Raw genomic sequence first — 273 nt, forward strand, 5'->3', positions numbered from 1 at the left:
CGCGAACGCTCACCGCGCGCCAGCGTAATGTGACCGCTGTGGCTCCAGCCCTTGAAGCGATCCACCACGTAGGTCAGACCGGACGAACCTTCCGTCAGATACGGCGTGTCGATCTGCGCGATGTTCCCCAGGCAGATGATCTTCGTGCCCGGGCCCGCGCGCGTAACCAACGTCTTCATCTGCTTGGGCGTCAGGTTCTGTGCCTCGTCGATGATGAGGAACTTGTTGACGAAGGTGCGGCCACGCATGAAGTTCATGCTCTTGACCTTGATG

The 273-nt window shown here is 60.1% G+C and carries 1 protein-coding gene; it reads right to left on the bottom strand.

Annotation, left to right across the window (positions count from 1 at the left end; genetic code table 11):
* On the bottom strand, positions 1 to 257 hold a 257-nt coding region (locus tag ACVA58_RS28090), incomplete at its 3' end, for a PhoH family protein (RefSeq protein ID WP_446513520.1).
* Positions 258 to 273 lie beyond the last annotated feature (16 nt).

This window comes from Photobacterium sp. DNB22_13_2 (genome assembly GCF_052873915.1).